This is a genomic window from Roseateles sp. (assembly GCF_039929605.1).
In the GTDB taxonomy this organism is placed as follows: Bacteria; Pseudomonadota; Gammaproteobacteria; order Burkholderiales; family Burkholderiaceae_C; genus Pelomonas.
The window spans coordinates 1-3,239 of the sequence record NZ_JBDSQX010000187.1; the positions used below are offsets into that span (position 1 = coordinate 1).

The 3,239-nt window shown below is 68.5% G+C and carries 2 protein-coding genes; one reads left to right on the plus strand and one right to left on the minus strand.

Annotated elements, in window-relative coordinates:
* Positions 1–463 precede the first annotated feature (463 nt).
* On the minus strand, positions 464–1,744 hold the full coding sequence (locus ABIS05_RS25370) for an extracellular solute-binding protein (protein WP_348011274.1): 1,281 nt from the start codon (positions 1,742–1,744) through the stop codon (positions 464–466).
* A 185-nt stretch (positions 1,745–1,929) separates the two neighbouring features.
* Between ABIS05_RS25370 and ABIS05_RS25375 the strand changes: the two genes are divergently transcribed.
* Positions 1,930–2,979, plus strand: coding sequence for a LacI family DNA-binding transcriptional regulator (locus ABIS05_RS25375; RefSeq protein WP_348011275.1), 1,050 nt, complete (start codon positions 1,930–1,932; stop codon positions 2,977–2,979).
* The last annotated feature ends 260 nt before the right edge of the window (positions 2,980–3,239 follow it).

The following is a 3,239-nucleotide window of genomic DNA, read 5'->3' on the forward strand; positions in this document are numbered from 1 at the left end:
CCCGAAGCCCCGCGCCGAACTCGCGCCGCTACGCTCTGCTCAAACAGGCGTCGCGAGTCAGTTCTTGAGGTTCGCTGCGCGAACGGGCTTCGGGTCTTCCGTTCCTCGGCGGGGCTAAAAGGGGGCATGCAGAAATACATCCACCCGATGGATGGCGGGCTTGGCTGTTCGGCTGTTTCAAATGGTCCCCTTTGAAGGAGCCGAGAAGCGCAGGAGCCCGAGGCGCGGGCGAAGCCCGCTTCGTCAACTGACTCCGCGCAACTGGTTGAGCAAAGCGTAGCGGCGCGAGTTTTGCGCGGGCCTCGGGTTCCGAGCATCGCAGGGCACCCCTCGCAGAGGGGCGACGGAACAGGGGCGACTTTTTGCCTTCTTTTTGGTCGCTCAAAAAGAAGGTCGCCCGCCGGGGCGAACTCCCGGCTGGGCCTTGCCACTAAGCCAAAGCAACGAAGAAGCGACCCAACCATCACCGATTCGCCCGATGCACCACCAACGCCTGCGCATCCGCCAGCGCCTGCCCAATCGCCTTGCCGTACTCCAGCACATTGTCCAGCTCCGCGTTGATGACCTCGTCGGCAAACTTGTGCTGCTTGTGCATCTTGACGACCGGGATGCGCCGCGCCGCGTCACGCCACAACTGCCTAGCATGCTGGCCGCCGAGGAAGGGCACGGGCTGGTCGAAGAAGGCGTCGTCCTGCGCGGCGAGCAGGGCCGGGAAGGCGTCCTGCGAGCGGAAGGCATCCAGCTGGCGCTGTCGGTCCATCGTCAGCTCCTGGATGAGCTGCCAAGCGAGCTGCTTGCGCTCGGGCGCCGAGCGGCGCGGGATGGCGTAGTAGGTGCCGCCGTAGGAGCAGTAGGCGTTTTCGGGCAATTGCGCCACGCGCCACTTGCCGGCCGTGCCGGGCGCCACCCAGTTGGCCATCTGGCCGGCCATCCAGCAGCCCGACATCTCGGTGGCCAGGCGGCCGCGCTTGAGCATCTCGGCCCAGTCGTTCTGCCAGACCTCGACACGGGCGTCCAGGCCCTGCTGGCGCACCTTCTTGGCCAGCTCGAAAGCACGCACGAAGCGCGCCGACGTGATCTGGGCGCGGCCCTGGTTGTCGACGAACTGGCCCTCGCCCGGCGGCGTGCCGGCGCGCACGATGATGTCTTTGAGCAGCCGCACGTCGCCGATCAGATAGGCGCCGGTCTTGGCCTTGAGCTGGGCGCCGGCGTCGACATAGCTCTCCCAGGAGCGCGTCAGGTCGGCCTCCTTCAGGCCCGCCTGGGCCAGCAGGTCCTGGCGATAGAAGAGCGAGCCCGGGCCGATGTCGCAGGGCATGGCGACGATGGCGCCCTGCCGGTTGCGCGCCGTCTCGATGGCGAAGGGCACGAACACGCCCTTGAAGCGCTCGGCACCGAAGGCCGGTGCGGACAGGTCCTCCAGCCCCGAGCCCAGCGAGAAGCGGCCCAGGTAGCTCGTTTCCAGCGCGATGACGTCGGGCAGGTGGCCCGACGTTGATAGCGCTGTCGTCATGGCCGTGTGATGGTCGTCGTATTGGCGGCTGATGACCTGGGTGCGCACCTCGGGGTGGCTCTGGCTCCAGCCCTTCAGCAAGTCCTTGGCGATGACGTCAACGAGGGGAAAGGCCGCCACGGTCAGCGGCGGCTTCTCGGCAGCGAAAACGGGGCCGGAAGCGGCCTCCAGCACACCGCCGAACGCGGCGGCCAGCAGATGGCGGCGGGGGATGGAGTCGGAATCGGGCATGGGTGTGAAAGCGCTTTCACGATTGTGCGTCGAGCCGGTCTGGGCCTCGGCAGCAAAAACCCTAGGAAGGGCCGATCATTGAAAGCGCTTTCTGTTGTCGGGGCAGAATCACCAGCGCCACCTCCAACCTGATGGGTCGGCCCGAAGGCGGCCCGGACGACACCGCACCTACACTCGCCGCACCCATGAACGACGCCCAGCCCCCCGCCAAGAAAGCGCCTTCAAGCCGCGCCGATGGCGCTGTCACGCTGGAGCAGGTGGCCGAGCTGGCCGGCGTGTCGCCCAGCACGGTGTCGCGCATCCTCAACGGCACGGCGGCCGTCAGCCAGCTCAAAAAGGACGCCGTGCAGGCGGCCATCCAGGCGCTGGGCTTCCGGCCCAACCCGGTGGCGCGCGGCCTGGCAGGCGGGCGCACGCTGTCGGTCGGCGTCGTCACGCAGATCATCTCCAGCCCCTTCTACGGCGAAGCGCTGCTCGGCATCGAGCGCGAGCTGGAGCAGGCCGGCTATGTGCCGCTGTTCGTCTCCGGCAACTGGCATGAGGAGGACGAGCGCAAGGCCATCGAGACGCTGCTGTCGCGCCGCGTGGACGGCGTCATCGTGCTGGCCGGCCGCATCGCCGATGCCGAGCTGACCAAGGTGTCGGACAGCCTGCCCGTCGTCGTCGTCGGCCGGCAGTTGTCGGGGCCGCAGCTCTTCAGCTTCAGCTTCGACAACCGCCTGGGCGCGCGGCTGGCCACCCAGCATCTGATCGACCTGGGCCACCGCCGCATCGCCTTCATCGCCGGCGACCTGCTGCATGACGACGCCGTCGAGCGGCAGAACGGCTACTTCGACGCGCTCGCCGCAGCCGGCATCGCGCAGGACGCCCACCTCATCCTGCAGAGCGACTTCACCGAGGCCGGCGGCATGCTGTCGGTCAGCCGGCTGCTGGAGCGCGATGTTCGTTTCACGGCGCTGTTCGCCTCCAACGACCAGATGGCCATCGGCGCCTGCCTGGGCCTGCACCGACGCAACCTGCGCGTGCCCGACGACGTGTCGCTGGTCGGCTTCGACGACCTCATCATGGCGCGCTACGCCATGCCACCGCTGACCACCGTGCGCCAGTCGGTCTACGAGATCGGCATCGAGGCGGCCAAGGCCATGCTCGACATGCTGCGCGGCAGCAAGCCGAAGGCCGCGCTGCCTGGGCCGGAGCTGGTCGTGCGGGAGAGCACGCGGCGAATGGCGCGCTAGGCACGCAGCCCCTCGCCCAAGGCGTACCTTGGTCGGTCCCCCGAGGGGACGGCGATGCTCGCGGCATCGAGCCGCAAGCACATCGCCAGACGGGCCGGCTTGGGAGCGGCCCGGCGCTCGGCCCAAGAACTGAAGCCCCTCGCCCAGCCTTGCCACGCTGAACGCGGGCAACTCTGATCGGTCCCCCGAGGGGACGGCGATGCTCGCGGGGAAACCCCCGCTCGCACATCGCCAGTGGGCCGGCTTGGGAGCGGCCCGGC